This window comes from Haemophilus parainfluenzae (genome assembly GCF_014931395.1).
Taxonomy (GTDB): domain Bacteria; phylum Pseudomonadota; class Gammaproteobacteria; order Enterobacterales; family Pasteurellaceae; genus Haemophilus_D.
The window spans coordinates 2141264-2167339 of sequence record NZ_CP063120.1; the positions used below are offsets into that span (position 1 = coordinate 2141264).

Below are 26076 nucleotides of genomic sequence, written 5' to 3' on the forward strand. Positions count from 1 at the left end.
CTATTCTCGGAATAACTAACCATCAAGGCATCGTATTTTCTAATAATCTAGGAGTGATAAAATGGGACAGTATAAAAAGTTCTGGTACCTATTAGTCGCCGTATTGATTGGGGCATTCTCCATTCTCGGCTACTACGGGTTCGAGGTTTATCGTGAAGCACCACCAATTCCGCAACAATATGTTTCTGAATCTGGCGAAAAAGTGATTACTCACGATGATATTTTACATGGTCAAACCGCTTGGCAAACCACTGGTGGTATGCAAGTGGGTTCTGTTTGGGGCCACGGTGCATACCAAGCACCAGACTGGACGGCAGATTGGCTTCACCGTGAATTAACTAACTGGTTGGATATTACCGCGAATCAAGAATTTGGTAAAAACTTCGCTGATTTAAATGATGAACAACAAACGTTATTAAAAGCGCGTCTAACCAAAGAATATCGTGGTAGCAAAGTTGAAAACGGTACCGTTGTGCTTTCAAACACCCGTTTAGCGGCAATGGAAAAAACAGCACAATACTACATCTCTTTATACGGTGATGATCCTGCAACCAAAGTGACTCGTGAACACTTTGCGATGAAGGATAATACTCTTCCTGATTTACAAGCTCGTAAAGACTTAGCTAAATTCTTCTTCTGGACCGCATGGACTGCATCTGCTGAACGTCCAAATACTCACGCAAGTTACACCAACAACTGGCCACACGAGCCGTTAATTAATAACGTGCCAACACCAGAAAACGTCATTTGGTCTATTGCGAGTGTGGTATTCCTCATTGCGGGTATTGGTTTCGTGGTATGGATTTGGTCATTCAAAAAACGTGAAGACGAAAAAGAACCACCAATGCCAGAGTTCGATCCACTCACAAAATTACAACTTACTCCTTCTCAACGTGCGTTAGGTAAATACCTCTTTACTGTGCTTGCTCTTTTCGTATTGCAAGTCACATTAGGTGCGGTTGTAGCACACTACACAGTTGAGGGGCAGGAATTCTATGGTATTGATATTTCGCAATACTTCCCATATTCATTAGTGCGTACATGGCATATTCAAGCAGCCTTATTCTGGATTGCAATGGCATTCTTAGCCGGTGGTTTATTCCTTGCACCAATCATTAATGGCGGTAAAGATCCGAAATTCCAAAAATTGGGTGTGGATGTTCTTTACTGGGCATTAGTGGTATTAGTCGTCGGTTCATTCACAGGTAGCTACTTAGCGATTGCGCATATTCTCCCTGAAGAATGGAGCTTCATGTTTGGTCACCAAGGCTATGAATTCATTGACTTAGGTCGTTTCTGGCAAGCAGTGAAATTCGCAGGCATCTTATTCTGGTTAGTCTTAATGCTTCGCGGCACAGTGAATGCATTCAAACAACCTGGTGATAAAAACTTATTGGCATTATTCTTCGCCTCAGTAATTGCGATCGGTTTATTCTATGGCCCAGCATTATTCTATGGCGAGCACACTCACATTTCTGTGATGGAATACTGGCGTTGGTGGGTAGTTCACCTATGGGTAGAAGGCTTCTTTGAAGTATTCTCTGTAGCGGCACTCTCATTCATTTTTGTAAGTTTAGGTTTAGTTTCACGTCGTACTGCAACTGTGGCAACCATTACTGAAGCGGCGTTATTCTTAATCGGTGGTATCCCTGGTACTTTCCACCACTTATACTTCGCAGGTGCAACCACTCCAATTATCGCAGTAGGTGCATCATTCTCTGCGCTTGAAGTGGTTCCATTAGTGTTATTAGGTCATGAAGCTTGGGAACACTGGGCAATGCAACAAAAAACACCTTGGATGGACCGTTTAAAATGGCCTCTTTACTGCTTCGTAGCTGTAGCGTTCTGGAATATGTTAGGTGCTGGCGTATTTGGTTTCTTAATCAATCCACCAATTTCGCTTTACTATATCCAAGGCTTGAACACCACTGCCGTTCATGCTCACGCTGCATTATTCGGTGTATACGGTTTCTTAGCATTAGGCTTCGTTTTCTTAATCGCGCGTTACTTACGCCCAGATACACCATTTAATGACAAGTTAATGAAATGGGGCTTCTGGTTATTAAATGGCGGTTTAGTATTAATGATCGTATCAAGCTTACTACCAATCGGTGTTATTCAAGGTTATGCAAGTATCTCTGAAGGCTTATGGTATGCACGTAGTGAAGAATTTATGCAACAACCTCTATTCGATACCCTACGTTGGGTTCGTTTCGGTGGCGACATTGTCTTCATCTTCGGTGCACTCGCTTTCTTCTGGCAAATCTTTACGATGGTATTCTTTAAACCGAAAAAAGCAGCATAATTAAATTTATGCTCATGCAAAAGCGGCTAAGTAATTAGCCGCTTTTTATTTGTGAAAAATTCGTTAAATTTCTAACCGCACTTTGATCTCTATCAAATCATTTACCTTCTTTTAAGTATGATTAAATTCGTCTTTAGATCTATACTTTCTACACTTTTCAACTTTTCTTATAACATTTCAACATGAGCAACAATCCATTCAACGCTAGTTGGTCATCAAAAGGCAATACGCTATGTCTTGGTCACTGGGATATTACTTATCTTGGTTTACCTGTGGTACTACCGATTGAACGCCGTGATAAAGATATGGGAACAAATAATATTTATAATTTTATCGACCCTGAAGATGAGCTCTATCGAGAAGGATTAATGGAAGATGATTGGATTGTGGAAAATATCGATTGGCTTTCCGATGTCTTTATTGAGCATAACATTCCCTTAGAAGAAGAAACCATGCGAGCATTCTATCAAGCGGTGAATAAGGAAGATTGGCGCTGTGGTAGCTGTGGTGGATGTATTTAATAGCAAAGTGCGGTCAATTTTATCACCGTTTTTATACCGAACTGTCATAATAAAAACACTAGGAAATTCAATATTTCTGATATAGAATTCTCCGATTTGTTTTTTAAAAGGGAGAAAAAAGATGAAACTTGTTGAAGTTAAACATCCGCTTGTTAAACATAAATTAGGCGTGATGCGCGAAGCTGATATTGATACCAAAAAATTCCGTGAACTCGCCACTGAAGTAGGTAGCTTACTCACCTATGAAGCCACTGCTGACCTTGAAACAGAAAAAGTGATTATTGAAGGTTGGAATGGCCCAGTTGAAATTGAACGTATCAAAGGCAAAAAGGTCACTGTTGTGCCAATTTTACGCGCAGGCCTTGGTATGATGGACGGTGTATTAGAACATGTTCCAAGTGCTCGTATCAGTGTGGTTGGGATTTATCGTAATGAAGAAACCCTTGAGCCTGTCCCTTATTTCCAAAAACTCGCGAGCGATTTAGAAGAACGTTTAGCTATCGTTGTGGACCCAATGCTTGCAACCGGTGGTTCAATGATCTCTACAATTGATTTATTAAAAGCAAAAGGTTGCCAACATATCAAAGTATTAGTATTAGTGGCGGCACCTGAAGGGATCAAAGCATTAGAAAAAGCGCATCCAGATATCGAACTTTATTGTGCATCGATTGATGATCACTTAAATGAACAAGGCTACATCATTCCAGGCTTGGGTGATGCGGGCGATAAGATTTTTGGGACGAAATAATTCCCTTTTAATAAGACGGCATTTATGGCCGTCTTTTTTCCGTGCGTGAAAACACAAAAGCTAAAAAAGCATTAAAACCGACCGCACTTTCAGTTAATTCAAACCGAGAGTTGAAACTAAATGAGTAATCAAACTACAACCGCACCTGTTGAGGTGCAAAGCATGGGCAAACAAGCGTTTGTCGGTTTACAGATGTTATTTGTGGCCTTTGGTGCCTTGGTATTAGTTCCCTTAATCACCGGATTAAATTCTAATACAGCCCTTCTTACCGCAGGTATTGGTACACTACTTTTCCAACTTTGTACCGGTAAACAGGTTCCTATTTTCTTAGCCTCCTCTTTTGCCTTTATTGCGCCTATTCAATATGGCGTACAAACTTGGGGCATTCCAACCACAATGGGTGGACTTGCTTGCGCAGGCTTCGTCTATTTCGCGCTATCAACCTTAGTGAAATTACGTGGTAGTGCTGCACTTGAGCGTATCTTCCCGCCTGTTGTTGTAGGTCCAGTAATTATTATTATTGGTATGGGGCTTGCACCAGTTGCTGTGGATATGGCATTAGGTAAAAACAGTGCATACAGCTATGAGCACTCTGTATTGGTTTCGATGATTACCTTGGTCACTACCCTTTCTGTTGCGGTATTTGCTAAAGGTATGATGAAACTGATTCCAATTATGTTTGGTATCGTTGCTGGCTATGCGGTTTGTTTATTCCTAGGATTAATTAATTTCCAACCTGTTTTAGACGCAAAATGGTTTGAATTACCTGAGTTAACCAAACCAGAATTTAATTTAGAAGCGATTCTTTATATGCTACCAATTGCTATCGCACCAGCCGTTGAACACGTGGGTGGTATTATGGCAATCAGTTCTGTAACTGGTAAAGATTTCCTAAAAAAACCAGGCTTACATCGCACCTTATTAGGTGATGGTGTGGCAACGGCCGCTGCTTCATTAGTAGGTGGTCCACCAAATACCACTTATGCTGAAGTAACCGGAGCTGTCATGCTCACTCGCAACTTCAATCCAAACATTATGACCTGGGCAGCGATATGGGCAATTGCAATTTCTTTCTGTGGTAAAGTTGGCGCATTCCTTTCTACTATCCCAACCATCGTAATGGGTGGCATTATGATGTTGGTATTCGGCTCGATTGCCGTTGTTGGGATGAGCACTTTAATTAAAGGTAAAGTAGATGTAACTGAACCACGTAACCTTTGCATCATTTCCGTGGTAATGACTTTTGGGATCGGGAATATGTTTGTCAACGTCGGTGATGTCGTTTCCCTAAAAGGGATTAGCCTTTGTGCCATCGTTGCCATTGTACTGAACTTGATTTTGCCAAAAGCAAAAAATGAAGTAGAATAAAACTTCCCAAATAAAAGGGTTAAATGAAAGTTTAGCCCTTTCTTTTTTATTTTAAATCAACTCGTTAATCCGTGAATCAGCAACTTTCTTTACCTATTCATCAAATTGATGATGAAACGCTTGAGAATTTTTATAGCGATAATAATGCATTATTGCTCAATTCTTTACGTCAAAATATGACTGATTTACAACAGCAATTTTTCTACCTCTGGGGCTGCCAAAGCGTAGGGAAAACCCATCTGTTACGTGCACTCTGTAATGAATATATTCAGCAACAACGGAGCGCCATTTATGTCCCGTTGAGCAAATCACAATATTTTTCCACTGCAGTTTTTGAGAATTTAGAACAGCAAGAACTGGTTTGCTTAGACGATTTGCAAACAATTATTGGAAATTCAGAATGGGAAATTGCCTTATTTGATCTCTTTAATCGTATTAAGGCTAATAGCAAAACCTTATTAGTTGTCAGTGCAGATCAATCTCCAACTGCCCTACCCGTTAAATTACCGGATCTTGCTTCTCGCTTAAAATGGGGAGAAAGTTATCAATTGATCCCACTCAGCGATGAACAGAAATTTGCAGTATTGAAGCAGAATGCCCATCAACGAGGTATCATACTTTCAGATGATACTGCCAATTTTATATTCACGCGTTTAGATCGTGATATGGCGACACTAAAAGAAGCATTAGTGAAACTTGATGAAGCCTCACTACAAGCCAAACGAAATCTGACGATTCCTTTTGTGAAATCGATTTTAGGCTTATAAACAAGCAAAAAAAATAACCGCACTTTTTCAAGGGCGGTTAATTTTTATCAATTTAATTACCAACAGTGACGACAATAGCCTACGCCGACACTCGGCATTATCGCAACAGGGACACGAGAATACCCTCTCTGTTTAGAGCGATGATCACTCGCGTTCATTTCATTTGGGATACTGTCTCTTTGTGCAACTTTCGCTTTTTCTCGAGCACTTACCGTATTACCACTTATTACTCGAGCATTGTAATCCTGCACGGTATTCATATCATACGCTGCAGCCCCATTTCCAATAGTTGATGCCTCTTGAGGAGCTGTACAAGCTGTTAAAACAGATAGTGCTGCAATAGAAATTAATTTTTTCATAATACTACCTTTTATCACAAACTACTTTATTGAGTGTTTCTCTGCCTTCTTTAATCCGCGCATTTGCTTTTTTTCTAATGTTTGGATCTTCATTTTGCTCAATGTATTTCGCTACATTCGCATTTCGGATTGCATAAACAGGCACATACTGTGAATGTTTTGTCTCACCTTTTTTATAAATCGTTGCCCCTAACACACTACCATAATACTCACTGGCATCATTAGGTTTGATGTAATAATTACTGGTATTAGTGACATCTACGCCATCATCACTTTTAAAACCGCTACAAATCCCCGCGGGTGAAAGAAACGTTGTTTTTGATGCCGCAGCTTCATTAAATTTATATACCTCAAATTCAACACTATTAGCCAGTTCTTCCATATCTTTTTCAGATTTAGGATCTAAACTTCGCTGTCCTTTCCCATCAATATATTTCACTGTTTCAGAAATATTACTTTCAGAAACATTAACTGAAACATTATTTTCAGGTGTCTTCATTTTCGTTGCATATACAACACTACTACCTTCGGCTAAAACAGCTGATGATGCCAAAATACAAAATGAGTAAATCCCAATTTTTTTCTTAATATGACTCATAATACTAATGCGATTCCCTAAGTTAATAATTGTTTTCGTATAATTCAATTGGTAAATAATCCGGGTCTCGGAAGAAAGTGTACTTCATTCCGGTTAATTCATCAACCCGAATTGACTCACAAGAGACGCCTTTTTCTAAAAGATAAGCGACATATTCATCAATACTTTCTACTTTGAATGCTAAATGCCGTAAACCACAAGCTTCAGGATTTGTTACTCTTTGAGGCGGATTTGGAAATGAAAATAACTCAATTAGACTCCCATCAGGAAAACTTAAATCTAATTTATAACTATCTCGTTCTGCCCGATAAGTTTCATTTAGCTGTTTCGCCCCTAAAATCTCCATATAAAAATACTTCGAACGTGCATAGTTCGAAGCAATAATCGCAATATGGTGAAAACCTAATAATTGAGGTTTCATTATTTCTCCGGTGTGATACTTTTTGCTTTTTCTTCTTCCTGTAAAGCGAGTGCATCACGTGCTGCACGAATACTTTTCTCAAGCATTGGCACGCGAGGATCATCTGGCTCCAATAAACGTAGCATCATAGCCCAGGTGACGGCAGCCATTTTATAATCCTCACCCTCAAAATAACTGAAAGCTAGTAAACTTAATGCTTCTGGATTAGAATGATCTTGACGAATAATTTCACGTAAAAGTTGATTACCTTTCAGTTTATCCGTTTGATCTTCAGAAGACATTAACATACGCGCATAAGAAAGCTTATAATCTAAATTATCCGGCTCAAGTTTATTCGCTTGTTGGTAACTATCAAAGGCTAATTTTCCATTACCTAAATTCATCCCTACCTGACCTAATAACCACCATTTTTTAGCATCCTTTGGTGTTTTTTGTAAATCCAAACGAAGTGCGGTCGAAAATTGCTGCATTTCTGCATCCGTCATTGGGTTTGTGTCTTCTTCTTTAATTCGTTCAAAGAAGTAAGGTAATTTTGCCAATGTTTTTTCCATCATATCCTCGGCTTTCCAAGATCCCAAAGGAAAATAAGCTCCTGCTGCAATAATGGACAAACCTAATAAACCAGAAACAAACCATAACTTACCGTAATTTTTGGCATTATTATCGATCGTTTGTGTTTCTTGTTGAGGAATATCTTCTAATAATGTCTTTTGTAGCTCTTGTTTAAGTTGTTCAACGTTCTCTACTAAGCCTTGCTGATTATCTTGCTCTATCTCTTTTAAGCGAGAAAAATACAGGGCTTTATTTAACTCATCACGCTTTTTATCTTCTTTTGCTTTAACAGAACGCAACAAGGGATAAAAACAAATCAATGCCACCACTAAAGTGAGCACAATAATACTTAATGCAAAATTCATTATTTATCCTTTTCTTTGAGTAAAGCCGATAAACGCGCATTCTCTTCGTCATCTAAAATCGCGTCAGAATTGACCGCACTTGGGCTTTTCGATTTACGTTTAAATACAAATAAAATGCCAATCAACACTAATAAAATTGGGGCAATCCATAATACGATTGTTGACGTCGTCATTGGTGGATCATAAGTCACAAAATTGCCATAACGTTGAATCATATAATCGACAACTTCACTTCGTTTTTTGCCTTCTTGCAATAATTCAAACACTTTGCCACGCATATCTACAGCAATAGTTGCATTCGAATCGGCAATATTGTTATTTTGACATTGTGGACAACGTAATTCTTGTGTTAATTGATGATAGTCCTTTTCTTGTTCTGGTGAGGCAAAATTCAATGCATCAATAGAAGCCGTCGCCGAGATACTCACCAAAAGTGCGGTTAAAAAAAGCCATGATTTTTTCATTATGGTTTCTCCGCGAGTTTGTCATAAATCGGTTTTAAGGTCTCAGTCCAAACGCGTTCATTCACATCACCCGCTAAGCGATAATGAATCACACCTTTGCCATCAACGATAAATGTTTCTGGTGCGCCGTAAACACCCAAATCTAATGCAAAAGAACCTTTTTCATCTTTAAGCACAAGACTATAAGGATTGCCTAAATCTTTTAGCCATTTTACAGCTTTTGGTGATTCATCTTTATAGTCGATACCAATGATTGTTACGCCTTGTTTAGCCAATTGATTCAAGTATTGATGCTCGGCATAACAAGTTGGACACCAAGTTGCCCACACATTTAAGAGAATCGGTTTGCCTTGTTGGAAAATTTCATTACCGTAGGTTTTATTTTCCAATAAATCCGTTAATGTTTTCTGTGGCACAGGTTTTCCCACAAGCGCAGATTCTAACGCTTTTGGATCATCTCCTTGTGCGTTACGTCCTAACTGAACTAAAAAAGCTGCAGCCACGGCAAGAAAAATAATAAGTGGGATAAGTAGTTTTTTATTCATAACACTATCAATTTCACATCTATTTCTAGGGGCATGCGCCCCTTATTACAATTAAGACTGTTTAACTAATCGACTAAAACGATAACGACGGTCAAACATACAGAGCAAGCCACCTAATGCCATAAACAATCCGCCAATCCAAATCCAACGGATAAATGGTTTATAGTAAAGGCGCAGCGCCCATGAGTTATCATCTATCTTTTCACCCAAGGCGACATAAAGATCGCGAGTAAAGCCCCAATTAATTGCTGCTTCCGTCATTGGCATTTTACTGACGGTATAAAAACGTTTTTCGGCAAATAATGTTGCTTCCGGTTTACCTGCTTTTGAAATGTCGATTTGTGCTTTACCGCCCATATAGTTAGGACCATTTGCATCACTCACGCCTGCAAATTTGAAGTCATAGTTAGCAATCTGTACCGTATCACCCACAGCCATTCGCACATCACGTTCTACACTGAAGTTTTGACTAAAGGCAATTCCCCAAACGGTCATCGCTACACCAAGGTGAGCCAAAATCATCCCCCAATGGGAACGAGAAAGTTTGGTAATACCTTTAAAGAAAGATTCGCGGTGTGTTGCCCGTTGTTTCATTTCGTAGAGACTGAGTAACACAATAATGACAGACATCATGGTACCAAGCACAGCACTGACGGTGAGTTTATTTTGTAAGAAATACGGTAAAGCAAAACCTGCAATCGCCATCACAATGACACTCACAACAACCGGTGTACGAATTTCAGAGAACTGATCACGACGCCATTTGACTAACGGTCCAATACCCAGTAATAAGGCAAATGGAGTCATAATAATCAAGAACATTTGATCAAAGAATGGCGCACCGATCGAAATAGATCCCAAACCTAATTGTTTGTGAACTAACGGCAATAACGTTCCTAAAAACACCACACAAAGTGCGGTCATTAATAGGATGTTATTTAATAATAATAAGGTTTCACGAGAATAACGTTCCGCATTATCACGTGAACGAATTTGGTTGCCTTTGTAAGCATACAAGGTTAACGAGCCACCAATCACTACAACCAAATAAGCAAGAATATATAAACCTCGTGTTGGATCTGAAGCAAAGGCGTGTACTGACACTAAGATACCGGAACGAACTAAGAACGTACCCAGTAAGCAAAGTGAGAAAGCAAGGATCGCTAAAAGCACAGTCCAAGCTTTAAAAGAGCCACGTTTTTCAGTCACCGCTAAGGAGTGGATTAATGCGGTGCCTGCAAGCCAAGGCATTAAAGAAGAGTTTTCTACTGGATCCCAGAACCACCAGCCGCCCCAGCCGAGCTCATAATATGCCCACCAAGAACCAAGCACGATCCCGAGTGTTAAAAACACCCAAGCAGCAATCGTCCAAGGACGTGACCATCTAGCCCAAGCTGAGTCTAATTTTCCCGTCATTAATGAGGCGATCGCAAAGGCAAAAGCCACAGAAAAACCAACATATCCCATATAAAGTAATGGTGGATGGAAAATTAAGCCCACATCTTGCAACATTGGGTTGAGTTCTCTGCCATCTACTGGGAAATCAGGGAATGTACGGGTAAATGGATTCGAAGTAAATAATACGAAGAGTAAAAAGCCGATGCTAATAATCCCCATAATACCTAAAACACGAGCCACCGCTTCCTGTGGCAAGTGTTTGCTAAATAAGGCTACCGCAGCACCCCAAAGTGTTAATAACCAAATCCAAAGTAATAATGAGCCCTCATGTGAACCCCAAACTGCAGATAAACGATAATAAATCGGCAAGCTGCTGTTAGAGTTATTCACCACATATTGCACACTGAAATCATTTACAGCAAACAGATAGAACAATGCTGCAAACGCAATGGTTAAAGTAAAAAATAAACCATAAGTCATTGGACGAGCCAATGACATAAGTTGAGTATGACCTTTTTCAGCTCCCCATAATGGTAGAATGGCTAAAAAGAATGAAACGGCAAGGCTTAAAGCAAGCGCATAATTTCCTAATTCAGCAATCATTAGCGACCTTCTTGCGATTTTTGCTGGGTTTCTTTATAACGACGATCGGCTTCACTCTCGCCTTTTAGTTCTGCCCCCATTGGTTTATGCATTTTCTGCATTTTCTCACCTAATTCTGGCGGCACATAGTTTTCATCATGCTTAGCAAGCACTTCTGTTGCTTCTAATAAGGTTGGTTCTTTTAACACACCTTGCGCAACAATACCCTGTCCCTCGCGGAAAAGATCCGGCAGAATACCTTCGTACTCTACTGTAATGGATGGACCAATATCATTCACATCAAAGCGAACTTTGAGACTTTTCGGATCTCGACTAACAGAGCCTTCAACCACCATACCACCAACACGAATACGTTGCCCAACTTCAGGTTTTTGATCAGGATTTCCGTCTTTCCCTTCTACAACTTCCGAAGGGGTATAAAATAAATCAATATTTTGGCGAAGTGCATAAAGCACCAAACCTGTCGCAATCGAAATACCTAAAATCACAAAGATGATGATCGAAAGTCTTGATTTACGTCTTGGATTCATAGCATATTTCCTTTATTTGCTTGGTTTAAACGGGCTTCACGTTGTTGCTCGCGTAACACTTCTTTTAATACTGCTTTACGCCCCTTGACGCTTTGTATCGCCAAAATGATCATTGCCACGAGGCTAATGCCATAGGAAAGCCACACATAAAAACCGTAGCCTCCCATATTGATAAAATCACTCCAACTTTGGAAAAACATTTTCCGCTCCCTAAAATAAAAATAAAAAACTATTTCAGCTTACTTGCTAACGCTTTTACCCATGGACGTTTACTGTCTTCTTTTAGCAATTCAACGCGGTAACGCACAAGCGTAAACCAAATGGATAAAAATAAAAATCCAAAAATACATAAAATCAGTGGAATTAACATCGGCGTTGCAATCGACGGTTTTTCAAACTTCGTGATACTTGCGCCTTGATGTAAGGTATTCCACCACTCTACGGAAAAGTGAATGATTGGTAAATTCACCACACCAACAATACACAAGATACCCGCTGATTTTGCGCCCACGGCACGATCAGAAAATGCAGAATAAAGCGCTAATACACCGATATATAAGAAGAAAAGAATGAGTTCAGCAGTTAAACGTGCATCCCATACCCACCAAGTTCCCCACATTGGTTTACCCCAAATTGCACCCGTTACCAAAGCAATAAAGGTAAACATTGCACCAATCGGCGCCATGGCTATCATTGAAAGATGAGCGGCTTTAATTTGCCAAACTAACGCAATAATGGCAGCAACAGCCATCGAACCATAGACACCCATTGACCAAATCGCTGCCGGCACATGCACATACATAATTCGGAAACTATTGCCTTGCTGATAATCTGCCGGAGCATAAGCTAAGCCCCAAACGATGCCAACAGCCAATAATAGAACCGCAATCACACCAAAAAATGGACTTAATTTGCCACATAAATGATATTGGGTTTCATGTTTTGCGTAAGGATGTAACCACTTCCACATAAAAGATCCTTAATTCAAAAAATAAAAAACAGTTAAAAATCTGACCGCACTTTCACCGTCATGATGATTAATTATCTAAACTAATTCGTAGTGCCGCGGCAATAGCAAAAGGCGATAAGGTTATTGCGCCAGCCAAAATTGCACCTAAAATAGCAAGCTGTCCACCATAAGGGAGATTTAACGTAGCGGCATCTAAAATTGCTGAAGCAAAAATTAAAACCGGAATGAATAATGGTACCACAAGTAAACTAAGCAATACGCCACCTTTACGCAACCCCACCGTTAATGCCACACCAATTGCACCAATGCAGCTTAAAATCGGCGTGCCCACTAAGAGTGTAAGCACCAATGCCCACCAAATATTCACTTCTAATGAGAGCAATAAAGCGGCAATAGGAGAAAGCAGAATCAACGGCAAACCTGTTAATAACCAGTGCGCAACAACTTTTGCAAGCGCCGTTAGGGCTAAAGGCTGAGCCGTAAGCATCAATTGTTCTAAAGAGCCATCAATAAAATCATCTCGGAATAAACGTTCAAAAGATAGCAACGCAGAAAGCAATGCCGCCACCCAAGCAACCCCGGGTGCAATGCGAGAAAGTAGTTTAGGATCCGGCCCAATTACCAATGGAAACAGCGTGATCACGATTAAAAAGAACCAAAGCGGGTTCAATATTTCCGCTTGTTTACGGGTCGCAATCTTCAGCTCACGCTTTATAATCTGTAAAAATATCATAAAAATCTAAGAGTTATATTTATAATCAGCAAGATTGATTTTTTTCAATAATGTACTCGGCACTTCTTGGTGGCTCGTTAAAATGACCATTCCACCTTTTTTAGCATGATTTTCAAAAAGTGCGGTCAAAACTTCAACCCCTTTTTTGTCTATTGCTGTAAAAGGTTCATCCAAAATCCAAAGTGGCGCTTCAGAGATCCATAATCTCGCCAAGGCAATTCGCTTTTGCTGACCAGCTGAAAGTTGGGCAGCCGGTAAATCTTCGCGACCGAGTAAGCCCACTTTTTCCAGCACATCCCATAAAATATCGGTGCCTTGCTGGCTTTGACTAATCTGCTGATAAAATTTTAAATTTTCCCATGCCGTTAATTCAGGTTTCACACCAGAATGGTGGCCGAGATAAAGTAGCTGATGATGGTATTCTTCGCGTTGTTTTGTAATCTCGTCTGAATTCCACCGCACTTTACCTTCTACAGGTTGTGCAAGGCCGGCTAAAATCCGCAATAAACTTGTTTTACCGATACCATTGTGCCCTTCAATTTGCACGAAATCACCACTTTGAAATTGCAGTGAAAGATCAGTGAACAATACGCGATCGCCACGTTGACACGCTAATTGTTCTAATTGAAGTTGATGAGCAGGAAACATAGTCTCAGCCTTAAAAATAAAATCTTGTGAAAAATCAGCAGGTATTCTACCACAAGAGGAAATTTTGACGAGATTTTAAGGACTCAAAGGCATAACTATTTAGGAGTAGATCGGTGTATTTATTGATTTAAAACAAACTAAATTTTCCTAGCTTTTTCATCGGATAATCAAATAATTAAAAGATTTAATGATCTAAATCAAATTTTCTGCTACTATTTAGTTACTTTTTGATGTTGTTTTATCAAAAACATTACCTTAACTTCATTTTAAAAAGGAACATATTATGTCTTATACTCTACCTGAATTAGGCTACGCTTATGATGCGCTAGAACCACATTTTGATGCGCAAACAATGGAAATTCACCACTCTAAACACCACCAAGCCTATGTAAATAATGCAAACGCGGTATTAGAAACTTTACCCGCTGAATTTTCTGAAATGTGTGCAGGTCAATTAATCAGCCAATTAGATAAAATCCCAGCTGAAAAACGTACTGCATTACGTAACAACGCAGGCGGTCACGCAAACCACAGCTTATTCTGGAAATCATTGAAAAAAGGCACTACTTTACAAGGTGATTTAAAAGCCGCTATCGAACGTGATTTCGGTTCTGTAGAAAACTTCAAAGCTGAATTTGAAAAAGCAGCGGCAACTCGTTTCGGTTCTGGTTGGGCATGGTTAGTGATTAATCAAGGTAAATTATCTGTTGTGTCTACCGCAAACCAAGATTCGCCATTAATGGGTAAAGAAATCGCAGGTTGTGAAGGTTTCCCACTTTTAGGTTTAGACGTTTGGGAACACGCTTACTACTTGAAATTCCAAAACCGTCGTCCAGACTACATCAAAGAATTCTGGAATGTCGTAAACTGGGACTTCGTTGCAGATCGTTTTGCGAAAAAAGTCGCAGACTGCTGTGCAGCTAAATAATCGCTTCTCAAAATGTAAAAAATCGCCTATATTGGGCGATTTTTTTTATTGGTTAAATCCAACGTCTGACTTTTTTCTTATAAGCTAAATAAGACTCTCCAAACTTCTTCTCTAACCAGTATTCTTCAGGCTTAATTTGCCATTGTGTGATGAGATAAATAAACAGAAAAATACCGAGAAAACTGACCGCACTTTGCAAATAAACTGCCCATGCCACTAACAAACCTGCTAAGCTTAAATACATTGGGTTACGGCTCAAACGATAAATACCATTTGCCACAAACACATCACTTTTTTCCAAGTGAATTGGATTAATATTTGCTTTACTTTTATAGAATTGCCAAAGGCTGAAAAAAGCAGCAAAGGAAGAAATCAATACGAGCAAATAAACAAAAAGCACATTGGTTGATAACGGATAAGGATTGGGCAAATATGCCATGATAAGTGCACAACCAAGAAAAATGACGGGAGGCGGCACAATCGGTTTCTGAATCATCAGATCAAAAATCCAATAAAAAAGCCCGAGCAATTCGGGCTAATTAAAATATTACAGATTATTTAATTTCATCTGCGCCATTTGTTTCTCTAACGGGTTACCGTTTTTCTGTGCATTCTCAAAGCTTGATTTAGCACCATTCACATCGCCTTTTGCGACTTTAATATCGCCCGCTAAAAGATCTTTACGCGCACTAAAGCCTTGGCTTTTCACTTGATTTAGACTTGCTAATGCTGCATCAAATTGACCTTGTTGGAATTGCACGGCAGACAAACGAAGTGCAGCAAGAGACGTTAAGATATCATCTTGTGATTGAGCAATCGCTTGTTTCAAACTGTTTTCAGCAGAGGCGTAATCTTGTTTTGCAACAAAACCTTTTGCTTCATCTAATAAGCTAAATACCGCATAGCTGGTTTTATCATGTGCTTTCACAAATTCAGCCACTTTAGCTTGTTGTGCTGTGGCATCTTTGTTTGCAGTATAAACTAGAGCATCATATTCAGCAGACGCCTGCATGATTTGATTAGCTTGATAAGACTGCCAATAACGCCAGCCCAACATCCCGCCTACGCCAAGGATGAAAGCAGCAATAATGGCTTTGCCATTGTCTTTCCACCACTCTTTTAACTGATTCAGTTCTTGTTCTTCTTCAATGGTATATGCCATTTTCCTATCCTTCTAAAATTAAAATTGAGCTTTCACGTATTCAATTAAATTGGCCACATCAATGGTTTGTTGCTCAGCTGCGCCAAGTAAGTGTTTTACCACCACTTGATTATTTTGCACTTCACTTTCGCCAAGTACAAGGGCTAAAGTCGCACCAGACTTATCTGCGCGTTTAAATTGTTTTTTAAAGTTACCGCCGCTGCAATGCAACATTGTGCTTAAGTGCGGTAATTCTGAGCGAAGTTTTTCCGCGAGCTGGAATGCGGCTAATGTAGTACCTTCACCTTGATAAACAACGTAAATATCTACCGCACTTTTTACTGGAATCGATTTATTTACTTCTTGAACGAGTAGCACTAAACGCTCTAAGCCCATTGCGAAACCAACACCACTTGTTGCGTGGCCACCAAGTTGTTCAACTAAGCCGTCATAGCGTCCACCACCACATACGGTCCCTTGCGCACCTAATGCTGATGTCACCCATTCAAATACGGTTTTATTATAATAGTCTAAACCACGAACCAATTTTGGATTAATTTCATATTGAATACCAACCGTATCTAATAGACCGCATAACTGCGCAAAATGCTCGCGACTTTCATCGTCTAAATAATCCAATAATTTTGGCGCACCGTCCAATACATCTTGTAATGCTTGATTTTTAGTATCCAAAATACGTAATGGATTTTTTACAAGACGTTCTTTCTCTTCTTCGCTCATTAAATCTTGGTGATTTTCTAAGAAGGCCACTAATGCAGAACGATAGTTTGCACGTGCTTCTAGTGAACCAATCGAATTTAATTGAAGTGAAACATGTTGATCAATACCTAACGCTTTCCATAAACGTGCCGTTAAAATAATTAACTCCGCATCAATTTCAGGGGTTGCGATACCAAATACTTCGACACCCGCTTGATGGAATTGACGGTAACGACCTTTTTGTGGACGTTCATGACGGAACATCGGCCCCATATACCATAAACGTTGTTCATTGTTGTAAATCCAACCGTGTTCAATCGCAGCACGCACGCATCCTGCTGTACCTTCTGGACGAAGTGTTAATTGTTCATCATTATCCCAGAATGTGTACATTTCTTTTGAGACAACATCTGTGACTTCACCAATTGCACGAGCAAATAATGGCGTACTTTCCACGATTGGCATACGCACTTCTGAATAGCCGTAGCTACTTAAAATTTGGCGAACCTGTCCTTCAATCCATTGCCAAAGTGGAGATTCAGTTGGGGAACAGTCATTCATCCCACGAATTGCTTGAATATTTTTTGCCACGAGTTTTCCTTAAATAATTCGATTTTTTGGATCTTGTTGTGCAACTTTCGCACGAATTTTAGCTTCTAATTGGTCAATAATCGCATCGTTATCAAAACGTTCTTTTTGACGCTCGCCATCTAAATAATAGCCACTTTTCTTATTACCACCGGTCACGCCAAGATCAGACACTAATGCTTCACCTGGGCCATTTACCACACAACCAATAATAGACACATCCATTGGGGTAATAATATCTTCTAAACGTTGTTCCAGTGCATTCACCGTGCCGATCACATCAAACTCTTGACGAGAGCAAGTTGGACAAGCAATAAAGTTAATCCCGCGAGAACGAATACGTAACGATTTCAAAATATCAAAACCAACTTTGATTTCTTCTACAGGATCGGCGGCTAAAGAGACACGTAAGGTATCACCAATACCTTCCGCCAACAGCATACCTAAACCAATTGCAGATTTCACTGAGCCCGCTCGCGCGCCACCGGCTTCCGTAATGCCTAAATGCAACGGCTGTTTAATGGCTTTTGCCAATAAACGGTAAGATTCCACCGCAAGGAAGACATCTGATGCTTTTACGCTCACTTTAAATTGATCGAAGTTTAAACGATCCAAGATCTCAACGTGGCGTAACGCTGATTCTAACAAGGCTTCTGGTGTTGGTTCACCATATTTCTCTTGAATATCTTTTTCTAATGAGCCAGCATTGACACCGATGCGAATCGGGATATTTTTATCACGCGCGCAATCCACCACTGCTCGAATACGATCTTCACGACCGATATTGCCTGGATTAATACGTAAGCAATCCACCCCATATTCAGCCACTTTTAACGCAATGCGATAGTCAAAATGAATATCCGCCACTAATGGCACATTCACTTGCTGTTTAATGATTTTAAAGGCTTCGGCGGCATCCATGGTAGGTACAGAAACACGCACAATATCTGCACCGACACGCTCCAAAGATTTAATCTGTGCAACGGTCGCTTCAACATCAGTTGTGCGAGTATTTGTCATGGATTGTACGGCAATCGGTGCATCACCACCGATTGGTACATTGCCCACATAAATTTTTGTCGATTCACGACGTTTGATAGTAGGTTTTACTGCTGACATTCTTTCGTAAATTATTCGTTAAGGTTTTGGTAATTTAAATTTAGCCACACGGCCATCAACTGTAAGCGGATACGCTTCGCCTTTATAAGTAATGCGAACGTTACCTGGCGCACCGATAATCAAGGCATATTCATCACCATTAAAGGTTAAGGTTTCACCTTGTTTATATTCTTTTTGCGCTAATACTTTACGGTTTTTGTCTTTTACACTAATCCAGCTTGAATTTTTCGTGATCTCAATAACGAGATCGCCTTTCACTGTAGTTGGTGCTTCAGAAATAGCGGGGTTTTCAACCGCACTTTGTGTATCTGGCACGGTTTTCTCTGTTGTTGGTTCTGTGTTAGGTAACGTTTGTTCCACAACAGGTGCTTGCGCTTGTTCAACGGTAGGTGCTGAAGTTGCTGAGGTTGAAACTTCTGTGTTTCCTGTTTGAGCTTGATTTTCTTGAGTCGTTGAAACAGCGGGTTCAGCAGCATTATTTGTTTTTTCCGCTACAGACGTAGTTTCATTGCTTGACACCGCAGGCTGACTATTTACTGTTACTGGAATTTCATTCGAATGAGTAGCCGGTAGCTCTGCTGTTTTTTCTTTTTCAACGTAGGTTTGCACTAAATTATCACGTTCTTCGTTTGATTTTTGATAATTTTGCCACCACCATAAGCCAGTCATTCCAACAGCAGCGAGTAAAATAATTGTTGTGAGTGTGCCTACCCAACGGCTGTGAGAAGAATATTGGTTAACTGAACGCGTCGCACGTGTATTTTTACTTAAATCATTTTTATGTGCTTCACCAAAAGTTAAATGAGCCCATTCAGCATCAGGAATACGTAAAAATTTCGCATAACTGCGAACGTAACCTCTCAAAAAGGTTGATGGTACATCTTTTTGGACAAATTCATTATTTTCTAATTTTGCCAAAATGTTTGGACGTAAAGAAATGGCTTTTGCCACATCTTCTAAAGAAAGATTTAATGCTTCGCGTGTTTGGCGAAGTTTATCCCCAAAGGAGATTTTAGTTGTTTCAGTTTGTTCGACGATTGTATTCATAGGTATAAAAATAGAGAAATAGAAATAAAAAACTAAATACCAAATTTTAAAGTCGAAAGGGGCTTTTGGCAATGATTATTTGAGCGTGTGGAGCTTTTCTGCTCTAGAAGGATCAACTTGGCGTAATTTATCCAACGCTTGTTGATAAACGTCGGTTTGTTTTCCAGCAAAAGCACAAAGTGCTATGTTTTCGTAAGTATCAGCTTGATGATAATAATTCGGTGCTGCAAGTGCCGCATTAAATTGTGAATAAGCTTGTTCAAACTCACCTTGCCCACATAAAAATGCACCAAAGTTGTTATACACATCACCTTGCTTATCGTCTAATTTAATCGACTGTAAATAAGCTTGCTTCGCTTTTTCCGTATCTCCTTGTAATTGATAAAAATGCGCAAGTGCCGAGTGCACAAGATAATAGCGTTCATCATGTTCAAAGGCTTTATCTAAATTCAGTTTTGCTTGAACAAAATCCTCTTGTTGCAGATAGCCTAATGCCAACTCAACGCGCGCTTTGGCTGCTTGTTGTTTATTAAAATCGACTGAAGATTGAGAAACGCAAGCAGAAAAAACAAAAGGAAAAATGACCGCACTTAGAATGTTAATTGGGATTAATTTCATCTTATCACTCCTCTATCTTATCACTCTTCTCCAGGCCATTTTCCCTTTACAAGTATTGCTATGTTTAGCTTAGTTAACAGCTTTTACGTCAATACCTTCGCCAAACTTACGCTTCATTGCTGTACGTTTGGTTCGGTCGATTACATCGCCCGCCAACTGACCACAAGCGGCATCAATATCATCACCACGGGTTTTGCGCACAATAACAGTAAAGCCGTATTCCATTAAGGTTTTTTGGAAACGATCGACACGGCTATTTGAGCTTTTACCATAAGGCGCCTCCGGGAACGGATTCCATGGGATTAAGTTGATTTTACATGGCGTATTTTTTAATACTTGAGCTAATTGATGCGCATGCTCTGTACCATCATTCACATGATCTAATAACACATATTCAATAGTCACTTTACCATGGTTAGCATTTGATACTTCTAAGTATCTGTGTACCGAATCCATCAACATTTTGATGTTATATTTTTTATTGATCGGCATAATTTCATCACGCAATTCATCGTTCGGTGCGTGAAGTGAAATCGCTAATGCTACATCAATCTTATCACGTAACATATCGAGCGCTGGCACAACACCTGAAGTGGATAACGTCACGCGTCGTTTAGATAATCCATACGCGAAATCATCTAGCATAATTTCCATCGCAGGTACAACATTGGCAACATTCAGTAATGGCTCACCCATGCCCATCATCACCACATTGGTAATCGGACGAACACCCGTCACACCAAAATTACCAATAATTTTTGATGCACGCCAAACCTGACCAATAATTTCAGACACCGTTAAATTACGGTTAAAGCCTTGTTGTGCTGTTGAACAGAAGGTACAAGCTAAGGCACAGCCTACTTGAGAAGAGACACAAAGTGTCGCACGATCTGCTTCAGGAATATAGACCGTTTCAACTTGCTGTTCACCTACCTGCATCGCCCATTTAATGGTGCCATCCGCAGAGCGTTGTTCAACCGCTACTTCTGGCGCTTTAATTTCCGCGACCGCTTTTAATTTTTCTCGTAATTTTTTATTAATATTGGTCATATTGTCGAAGTTATCTTCGCCAAAATGATAAATCCATTTTACTAATTGATCCGCACGAAATGGTTTCTCGCCTAATTCAGCAAAAAACTCACGCATCTGCTGACGCGTTAAATCCATTAAGTTAATCTTTTTTGTATTCGTTTCGGATGAAAGGGGTTGTTCTAACATAAAGCCTCGTTATTACACATTACGGCGATGATGTTACTCAGAATTGAGCAACAAAAAATTCGCATATTAAAAATGAGCCGAGATTTTACAGATTTACCGACGGATAAGCTAGCAGATTTGAAAAACAAAGAAAAATTTGACCGCACTTCTTTGCGATCGCTATCGCAAAAATCAAAAAAACAAAAGAAAAAAGTGCGGTTAAAAAACTTTAAATTTTTTCTCTTTCACACATCCCAAACCCTTACAAAAACTGATAGAATACAAGCTTTGTTTTATTCTCTAAGTTGGCTATATTAAAAGATATGTTAAAAAAAGTGCTTTCTGTATTGTGTTTAGTGCCAGCAATGGCAACAGCACAATCTTATGTCGTGTATGATTTCACCCATGATCGCGTGCTCGAAAGTAGCTCACCGAATCACGTTCAACCTATCGCATCCGTCACCAAGTTAATGACTGCAAATGTGTTTCTTGAAAATAATCGAAACGCAAATTGTACTGCATCGATTACTGACGACGATTACGATTACATTAAAGGCACACATACAAAATTACCAAAATACACGCCGATTTCTTGTAATGAATTATTAAAAGCGATGCTTGTCCATTCTGACAACTATGCTGCTCATGCCCTTTCTCGCTCTGCGGGCATGAGTCGTTTGCAATTTATCCAAAAAATGAATGAGAAAGCGAGAGAATTAGGTATGCGCTCTACCCGCTTTTCAGATAGCTCAGGTTTATCTGACAGTAACATTTCAAGTGTGATGGATCTGGTTAAATTGGCTAAATACTCTCTTAACAAAGCACAAATCAAAAACATCTCGAATATGCCAAGTGCTTTCATTCAAGCAGGCGGACGCAGTGTTTTTGTTAAAAACACCAATAAATTAGTGCGTGAAGAAGTGTTTGATGCAGCAATTAATAAAACCGGTTACATTCGCGAATCTGGCTATAATTTAGTCTTTGTGAATAAAAATCCATGTAATCGCGCGACCATTGGGGTGATCAGTTTAAATAACCATTCATCTGCGTTTCGTACTAACTTTACTAAAGGAAAATTAGAACAATACGGTTGTATCGCAGGACGTAGCATGCACAACTTTACCGTTGATGAAGCCCAATATGAAGAAGGCTATGATGAAGCGGGTATGGATCGCCTAATCCAACAAGTTGGTGGTTAATCATTTCAAAAAGAGCGGTCAATTTTGCACAAAATTTTCCGCTTTTTAATTTTAATCACCTATCGATTTGATAATTATTTTCACTTGAAAACCTTATAAAAAATGATATTATTCTGCAGAATGCTAATCAATCATTATTTTTAAGGACATCTCATGAAGCATTTATTTAAAAGCCTATCTGTTATCGCTCTAGGTTTAGCAGCTTTACAAGCCGAAGCGAAATTTAAAGTGGTGACCACATTTACTGTGATTCAGGATATCGCACAAAATGTTGCGGGCGATGCCGCGACGGTGGAATCTATCACCAAACCTGGTGCAGAAATTCACGAGTATGAACCGACCCCTAAAGATATTGTAAAAGCTCAATCTGCTGATTTAATTTTATGGAACGGATTAAATTTAGAGCGTTGGTTTGAGCGTTTCTTCCAAAATATCAAAGATAAACCAGCCGTTGTGGTAACCGAAGGCATCACGCCACTTTCTATTTATGAAGGTCCTTATAAAGATGCCCCTAACCCACACGCTTGGATGTCGCCATCTAATGCGTTGATTTATGTCGAAAATATTAAAAATGCATTAGTTAAATACGATCCGCAAAATGCTGATACTTATCAAAAAAATGCAGCGGCGTATGCAGAAAAAATTAAACAACTCGATAAACCTTTACGTGAAAAACTCGCACAAATTCCTGCTGACCAACGTTGGTTAGTCACCAGTGAAGGCGCTTTTAGTTATTTAGCGAAAGATTACGATCTCAAAGAAGGCTATTTATGGCCAATTAACGCTGAACAACAAGGTACGCCTCAACAAGTGCGTAAACTTATCGATTTAGTGAAAAAAAATCACATTCCAGTGGTATTTAGTGAAAGTACCGTGTCAGCCAAACCTGCTCAACAGGTAGCGAAAGAAAGCGGTGCTAAGTACGGCGGCGTACTTTATGTCGATTCTCTTTCTGCCGCTGACGGTCCTGTACCAACTTATATTGACTTACTGAATGTCACTGTATCCACCATAGTCAAAGGATTTGAAAAATAATGACTGAACTTTCCGCTTCTATTTCCGTTAATGATGTAACCGTGCGTTACAACAACGGGCACACTGCAATTTATGATGTTGCCTTTGCATTACAAGGGGGGACAATCTGTGCTCTTGTCGGCGTAAATGGGAGCGGAAAATCAACGCTATTCAAAAGCATCATGGGCTTAATCAAGCCACAGCAAGGCAATATTGCGCTTTGTGGTTTACCAATTAATCGAGCATTGAAACAAAATTTGGTTGCCTATGTGCCGCAAGCGGAAGAAGTCGATTGGCAATTTCCAGTCTCCGTTTATGATGTTGTCATGATGGGGCGTTACGGCTACATGAATTTCCTACGCATTCCAAAGGCTGAAGACAAACAAAAAGTGCTAGAAGCGATGCAGCGGGTAAACATTGAGCATTTAGCTGAACGGCAAATCGGCGAGCTTTCTGGTGGGCAGAAAAAACGCGTATTTTTGGCTCGTGCATTAGCACAACAAAGTAAAATTATCTTGCTCGATGAACCTTTTACAGGTGTGGATGTTAAAACCGAAAATGCCATTGTGGAACTCCTTCGCCAATTACGTTCTGAAGGCCATTTAATTTTAGTTTCTACTCATAACTTAGGCTCTGTACCCGATTTCTGTGATCAAGTGGTGATGATTAACCGTACTGTGATTGCCGCTGGTAAAACGGAAGATACATTTAATCAGCATAATTTGGAAAAAGTCTTTGGTGGTGTATTACGACACATCAAATTATTGGGTGAAGATCTGCATAATGATGAAGATAAACGTGCTGTCACCGTGCTTACCGATGATGAACGCCCGGTTATCTTCTATGGCGAAACCAAAAATGATCCGCCAGCAACGGCTGTAAAATCTTGTCGTCTGCCTCCGTCTGACAAGGAATAAGCTATGCTTGAATATTTACTGGAACCTTTCTCCTATGAATATATGCAAAAAGCCATGTCGATAAGTGCTGCAGTCGGCGGCATTTGTGCCTTCCTTTCTGCCTATTTAATGTTGAAAGGTTGGTCATTAATTGGTGATGCGCTTTCTCATTCCGTGGTACCTGGTGTAGCGATAGCTTATGCCTTTTCACTCCCCTATGCTTTAGGTGCTTTTTTTGCCGGCATTTTGGCCGCACTTTCCATTTTATGGATCAAATCTATTTCTAAACTCAAAGAAGATGCCGTTATCGGGTTTATTTTCAGTACCTTTTTTGCTTTGGGATTGTTAATTATTTCCCTTAATCCAACCTCAATAAACGTGCAAAATATTATTCTCGGTAATATCCTCGGGATTGCCGATGAAGATATTTATCAAGTAGCCATCATTATGTTGATTTGCTTGGTCTTATTGCTTATTTTTTGGAAGGATCTGTTACTGATTTTCTTTGATGAAACACAAGCAATTACAGTTGGACTTTCACCACTGTTTTACAAAGTTCTCTTTTTTACACTCTTGAGTGCTTGTGTCGTTGCGGCATTACAAACTGTCGGGGCGATTTTAGTGATTGCGATGGTAATCACACCAGGCGCAACCGCCTATTTACTTACTGACAAGTTCAAAACTCTTATCAAAATTGCCGTAGCATTAGGCGCAATCACTGGTTTCGTCGGTGTCTATTTAAGCTATTATCTGGATGGCGCAACAGGTGGTGTCATCGTAACATTACAAACCTTGTTATTTTTATTGGCTTTTCTATTCTCACCCAAATACGGATTAATCAGTCAAAAACGACGTAAGGTGGTGGATTATGACTGAGATGTTCGCCATTTTCGTTGAGCCATTTCAATTTGCCTTCATGCAAAATGCGCTACTCACGGCATTAGTGGTTGCCGTCATCTGTGCACTACTCTCTTGCTATTTGGTGTTGAAAGGATGGTCATTGATGGGGGATGCCATTTCTCATGCTGTCCTACCTGGCATTGTATTAGCTTTTCTAGCGGGTATTCCATTAGTGCTTGGCGCCTTTGTCTCAGGTATTGCCTGCGCCTTAGGGGTAGGTTATTTAAAAGAAAACAGTCGTATCAAAGAAGATACCGCGATGGGGATTGTATTTTCGGGAATGTTTGCCATTGGTTTAGTGCTGTTCACTAAAATCCAAACCTCACAACATCTCACACACATCTTATTCGGTAACGTACTGGGTGTAAGCCGACAAGAGCTGATTCAAACGGCTATCATCGCCTTGATCATTTTTATTTTGCTTGGATTAAAGCGTCGTGATTTCCTTCTTTACTGCTTTGATCCGAGCCATGCCCGTGTTGCAGGTCTTTCGCCTAAATTATTGCATTATGGCTTGCTCACATTACTCGCACTCACCATTGTGAGTACAATGCAAGTCGTTGGAGTTATTTTGGTTGTAGCGATGCTCATTGCACCAGGGATCACTGCGCTAACCCTAACAAATCGCTTCGATAAAATGCTGGTTATCGCAATCATCAGCGCTGTAACTGCAAGTCTATTAGGCGTGCTACTTAGCTATCATTTTGATGCATCCACTGGTGCATGCATTATTTTATTACAGGCCGTATTTTTCTTGATTGCGCTAATTTATAGCAAAATAAAAGTGCGGTTAAATTTCTAAATAAAAAAAGCT

At 39.8% G+C, this 26076-nt stretch carries 31 protein-coding genes; 12 read left to right on the forward strand and 19 right to left on the reverse strand.

Going from position 1 to position 26076, the window contains the following annotated elements; all coding sequences use genetic code 11:
• The first annotated feature begins 61 nt into the window (after positions 1 to 61).
• The 5 genes from INP94_RS10560 (at position 62) to hda (ending at position 5709) form a co-directional block, all read left to right on the forward strand.
• The gene (locus tag INP94_RS10560; protein ID WP_197543604.1) at positions 62 to 2305 is read left to right on the forward strand and encodes a nitric-oxide reductase large subunit; all 2244 of its coding nucleotides are present in this window, start codon (positions 62 to 64) and stop codon (positions 2303 to 2305) included.
• A 182-nt stretch (positions 2306 to 2487) separates the two neighbouring features.
• Positions 2488 to 2826: a PM0253 family protein gene (locus INP94_RS10565; RefSeq protein ID WP_193451353.1), complete on the forward strand. Its 339-nt coding sequence runs from the start codon at positions 2488 to 2490 to the stop codon at positions 2824 to 2826.
• A 121-nt stretch (positions 2827 to 2947) separates the two neighbouring features.
• A complete protein-coding gene (gene upp / locus INP94_RS10570; protein ID WP_005695610.1) occupies positions 2948 to 3574 on the forward strand; it encodes a uracil phosphoribosyltransferase in 627 nt (208 codons plus the stop codon).
• 120 nt (positions 3575 to 3694) lie between these two features.
• Complete coding sequence (locus INP94_RS10575) at positions 3695 to 4942, forward strand: nucleobase:cation symporter-2 family protein (RefSeq protein ID WP_197543605.1); 1248 nt, start codon at positions 3695 to 3697, stop codon at positions 4940 to 4942.
• Positions 4943 to 5013: 71 nt separating this feature from the next.
• Positions 5014 to 5709: a DnaA regulatory inactivator Hda gene (hda, locus tag INP94_RS10580; RefSeq protein WP_197543606.1), complete on the forward strand. Its 696-nt coding sequence runs from the start codon at positions 5014 to 5016 to the stop codon at positions 5707 to 5709.
• Positions 5710 to 5765: 56 nt separating this feature from the next.
• On the opposite strand, the gene INP94_RS10585 is transcribed toward hda, so the two are convergent.
• From INP94_RS10585 to ccmA, 12 genes are all read right to left on the reverse strand, one after another.
• Positions 5766 to 6068 carry a hypothetical protein gene (locus INP94_RS10585; RefSeq protein ID WP_178165114.1) on the reverse strand — a complete coding sequence of 101 codons (303 nt, stop codon included), beginning with the start codon at positions 6066 to 6068 and terminating at the stop codon, positions 5766 to 5768.
• A 4-nt stretch (positions 6069 to 6072) separates the two neighbouring features.
• Positions 6073 to 6666: a DUF8095 domain-containing protein gene (locus tag INP94_RS10590; protein ID WP_197543607.1), complete on the reverse strand. Its 594-nt coding sequence runs from the start codon at positions 6664 to 6666 to the stop codon at positions 6073 to 6075.
• Positions 6667 to 6688: 22 nt separating this feature from the next.
• Positions 6689 to 7087: an SMU1112c/YaeR family gloxylase I-like metalloprotein gene (gene gloA2 / locus INP94_RS10595; RefSeq protein ID WP_178165112.1), complete on the reverse strand. Its 399-nt coding sequence runs from the start codon at positions 7085 to 7087 to the stop codon at positions 6689 to 6691.
• A complete protein-coding gene (ccmI, locus tag INP94_RS10600) occupies positions 7087 to 8004 on the reverse strand; it encodes a c-type cytochrome biogenesis protein CcmI (RefSeq protein ID WP_197543608.1) in 918 nt (305 codons plus the stop codon). Before ccmI ends, gloA2 begins: the two co-directional genes overlap by 1 nt.
• A complete protein-coding gene (locus INP94_RS10605; protein WP_041918183.1) occupies positions 8004 to 8468 on the reverse strand; it encodes a cytochrome c-type biogenesis protein in 465 nt (154 codons plus the stop codon). Before INP94_RS10605 ends, ccmI begins: the two co-directional genes overlap by 1 nt.
• Positions 8468 to 9013 carry a DsbE family thiol:disulfide interchange protein gene (locus INP94_RS10610; protein WP_197543609.1) on the reverse strand — a complete coding sequence of 182 codons (546 nt, stop codon included), beginning with the start codon at positions 9011 to 9013 and terminating at the stop codon, positions 8468 to 8470. Before INP94_RS10610 ends, INP94_RS10605 begins: the two co-directional genes overlap by 1 nt.
• 51 nt (positions 9014 to 9064) lie before the next feature.
• Complete coding sequence (locus INP94_RS10615) at positions 9065 to 11014, reverse strand: heme lyase CcmF/NrfE family subunit (RefSeq protein ID WP_197543610.1); 1950 nt, start codon at positions 11012 to 11014, stop codon at positions 9065 to 9067.
• Entirely contained in the window at positions 11014 to 11544 is a 531-nt protein-coding gene (ccmE, locus tag INP94_RS10620) for a cytochrome c maturation protein CcmE (protein WP_049374622.1), read from the reverse strand. The genes INP94_RS10615 and ccmE overlap by 1 nt, the downstream gene beginning before the upstream one ends.
• The gene (gene ccmD / locus INP94_RS10625; RefSeq protein WP_197543611.1) at positions 11541 to 11744 is read right to left on the reverse strand and encodes a heme exporter protein CcmD; all 204 of its coding nucleotides are present in this window, start codon (positions 11742 to 11744) and stop codon (positions 11541 to 11543) included. The genes ccmE and ccmD overlap by 4 nt, the downstream gene beginning before the upstream one ends.
• A gap of 29 nt (positions 11745 to 11773) precedes the next feature.
• Entirely contained in the window at positions 11774 to 12514 is a 741-nt protein-coding gene (locus INP94_RS10630; protein ID WP_049374621.1) for a heme ABC transporter permease, read from the reverse strand.
• A gap of 67 nt (positions 12515 to 12581) precedes the next feature.
• Positions 12582 to 13247: a heme exporter protein CcmB gene (ccmB, locus tag INP94_RS10635; protein ID WP_049372896.1), complete on the reverse strand. Its 666-nt coding sequence runs from the start codon at positions 13245 to 13247 to the stop codon at positions 12582 to 12584.
• 6 nt (positions 13248 to 13253) lie between these two features.
• A complete protein-coding gene (gene ccmA / locus INP94_RS10640; protein WP_197543612.1) occupies positions 13254 to 13895 on the reverse strand; it encodes a cytochrome c biogenesis heme-transporting ATPase CcmA in 642 nt (213 codons plus the stop codon).
• A 283-nt stretch (positions 13896 to 14178) separates the two neighbouring features.
• Here ccmA and sodA point away from each other — a divergent pair, with 283 nt between their 5' ends.
• A complete protein-coding gene (gene sodA, locus INP94_RS10645; RefSeq protein WP_005695594.1) occupies positions 14179 to 14823 on the forward strand; it encodes a superoxide dismutase [Mn] in 645 nt (214 codons plus the stop codon).
• Positions 14824 to 14875: 52 nt separating this feature from the next.
• On the opposite strand, the gene INP94_RS10650 is transcribed toward sodA, so the two are convergent.
• The 7 genes from INP94_RS10650 to rlmN form a co-directional block, all read right to left on the reverse strand.
• Complete coding sequence (locus INP94_RS10650; RefSeq protein WP_197543613.1) at positions 14876 to 15319, reverse strand: methyltransferase family protein; 444 nt, start codon at positions 15317 to 15319, stop codon at positions 14876 to 14878.
• Between the two features lie 51 nt (positions 15320 to 15370).
• Positions 15371 to 15985: a YfgM family protein gene (locus INP94_RS10655; protein ID WP_197543614.1), complete on the reverse strand. Its 615-nt coding sequence runs from the start codon at positions 15983 to 15985 to the stop codon at positions 15371 to 15373.
• 18 nt (positions 15986 to 16003) lie between these two features.
• Complete coding sequence (gene hisS / locus INP94_RS10660; RefSeq protein ID WP_197543615.1) at positions 16004 to 17275, reverse strand: histidine--tRNA ligase; 1272 nt, start codon at positions 17273 to 17275, stop codon at positions 16004 to 16006.
• A gap of 9 nt (positions 17276 to 17284) precedes the next feature.
• A complete protein-coding gene (gene ispG, locus INP94_RS10665; protein ID WP_065243889.1) occupies positions 17285 to 18391 on the reverse strand; it encodes a flavodoxin-dependent (E)-4-hydroxy-3-methylbut-2-enyl-diphosphate synthase in 1107 nt (368 codons plus the stop codon).
• Between the two features lie 18 nt (positions 18392 to 18409).
• Positions 18410 to 19438, reverse strand: coding sequence for a RodZ domain-containing protein (locus INP94_RS10670; protein ID WP_197543616.1), 1029 nt, complete (start codon positions 19436 to 19438; stop codon positions 18410 to 18412).
• 75 nt (positions 19439 to 19513) lie between these two features.
• Entirely contained in the window at positions 19514 to 20056 is a 543-nt protein-coding gene (gene pilW, locus INP94_RS10675; protein WP_197543617.1) for a type IV pilus biogenesis/stability protein PilW, read from the reverse strand.
• Between the two features lie 69 nt (positions 20057 to 20125).
• Positions 20126 to 21274, reverse strand: coding sequence for a dual-specificity RNA methyltransferase RlmN (rlmN, locus tag INP94_RS10680; RefSeq protein ID WP_049363743.1), 1149 nt, complete (start codon positions 21272 to 21274; stop codon positions 20126 to 20128).
• A 27-nt stretch (positions 21275 to 21301) separates the two neighbouring features.
• Between rlmN and INP94_RS10685 the strand changes: the two genes are divergently transcribed.
• From INP94_RS10685 to INP94_RS10710, 6 genes are all read left to right on the forward strand, one after another.
• Positions 21302 to 21571 (forward strand): hypothetical protein, encoded by a 270-nt coding sequence (locus tag INP94_RS10685; protein ID WP_197544308.1) that lies wholly within the window; start codon positions 21302 to 21304, stop codon positions 21569 to 21571.
• A gap of 5 nt (positions 21572 to 21576) precedes the next feature.
• A complete protein-coding gene (locus tag INP94_RS10690; protein WP_197543618.1) occupies positions 21577 to 22452 on the forward strand; it encodes a D-alanyl-D-alanine carboxypeptidase family protein in 876 nt (291 codons plus the stop codon).
• Between the two features lie 153 nt (positions 22453 to 22605).
• Complete coding sequence (locus INP94_RS10695) at positions 22606 to 23487, forward strand: metal ABC transporter substrate-binding protein (RefSeq protein ID WP_111387504.1); 882 nt, start codon at positions 22606 to 22608, stop codon at positions 23485 to 23487.
• Complete coding sequence (locus tag INP94_RS10700) at positions 23487 to 24383, forward strand: manganese/iron ABC transporter ATP-binding protein (protein ID WP_197543619.1); 897 nt, start codon at positions 23487 to 23489, stop codon at positions 24381 to 24383. The genes INP94_RS10695 and INP94_RS10700 overlap by 1 nt, the downstream gene beginning before the upstream one ends.
• A gap of 3 nt (positions 24384 to 24386) precedes the next feature.
• Positions 24387 to 25238: a metal ABC transporter permease gene (locus INP94_RS10705; protein ID WP_197543620.1), complete on the forward strand. Its 852-nt coding sequence runs from the start codon at positions 24387 to 24389 to the stop codon at positions 25236 to 25238.
• The gene (locus tag INP94_RS10710) at positions 25231 to 26064 is read left to right on the forward strand and encodes a metal ABC transporter permease (protein WP_232087402.1); all 834 of its coding nucleotides are present in this window, start codon (positions 25231 to 25233) and stop codon (positions 26062 to 26064) included. Before INP94_RS10705 ends, INP94_RS10710 begins: the two co-directional genes overlap by 8 nt.
• Positions 26065 to 26076: the final 12 nt, after the last annotated feature.